The sequence below is a fragment of the Mycolicibacterium pyrenivorans genome (assembly GCF_025821625.1).
Lineage (GTDB): Bacteria > Actinomycetota > Actinomycetes > Mycobacteriales > Mycobacteriaceae > Mycobacterium > Mycobacterium pyrenivorans.
The window spans coordinates 1-961 of sequence record NZ_JACKSH010000219.1 but is presented as its reverse complement, the minus strand read 5'-3'; the positions used below and the strand labels follow the sequence as shown (position 1 = coordinate 961).

Annotated in this window: 1 protein-coding gene; it reads left to right on the top strand. The window is 68.7% G+C overall.

The window, feature by feature from the left end; all coding sequences use genetic code 11:
• Positions 1–14: 14 nt before the first annotated feature.
• Positions 15–812, top strand: a complete 798-nt coding sequence (locus H7I57_RS24005; protein ID WP_308204397.1) for an LmeA family phospholipid-binding protein — start codon at positions 15–17, stop codon at positions 810–812.
• The last annotated feature ends 149 nt before the right edge of the window (positions 813–961 follow it).

Here is a 961-nt window from a genome sequence, read left to right as displayed (position 1 = left end):
CCGGCGGCCCGCCGCTGCCGCAGCCGCCAGCACCGCCGCCGCCACCGGTTTCGGGCGGGCGGCCGGCCGATGACGGAAAGGGCCGGGCCGCCGGCTTCTTCACCCGGCAGACGGTATTTCTCATCGCCGTCATCGCCGTCGCCCTGGTGGCGGGCGGACTGGCGGGCGGCGAACTCTACGCACGCCACCGCGCCGACGGCATTCTGGTCGGGATCGCCGAGTGTGTGGTCGAGGACGGCGCGACGATCTCCTACGGGGTGAACCCGCCGTTCCTGTGGCAGCACCTCACCGGTCACTACACGAACATCTCGGTGCACACGGCGGGCGACCGTGTTCAGTCCGCCGACGGAATGACCGCCGACGTCACCCTCGAAGACGTGCGGTTGCAGGACTCCGCCGACGCCAAGGGCACCATCGGGTCCCTGGACGCCACGCTGACGTGGCGGTCGGAGGGCATCAAGGACACCGTGGCCGCGAACCTACCCGGGGTGGGCGCGCTGGTCACCGGCGTCAGTACCGATCCGGGCGCGGGGACGATCATCCTGCAGGCAGGCAGCAACAGCGTCACAGCCAAACCCGTTGTCGCCGAAGGTGATCTGAATCTTCAGGTGCTCGACGTCAGCGGACCGTTCCCGAAGGACACGGTGCAGACCGCGCTCGATGACCTGACCAGGAAGCTCAACGACAACTATCCGCTGGGCATCGAGGCCGACAGCGTCGAGGTGACCGGGAGCGGTGTCATCGGGCGGTTCTCCAGTCGGGACGCATCGATCCCCCGGGAGGACGCGAACCCCTGCTTCGCGCGGCTGTAGGGCCGGCCCCCGACCGCCGAAATTGCATTCCGGCAGCGAAAGTCCGAGTGAGGGCCTGCTAATCCGAAAATAGAGGTGAGGTGCGCTGGGTGTGGGCGCGTCGGTGTTGCCGTGGGTGCCACGGCGGGTTTGGTGTGTTCGCGGGTCAG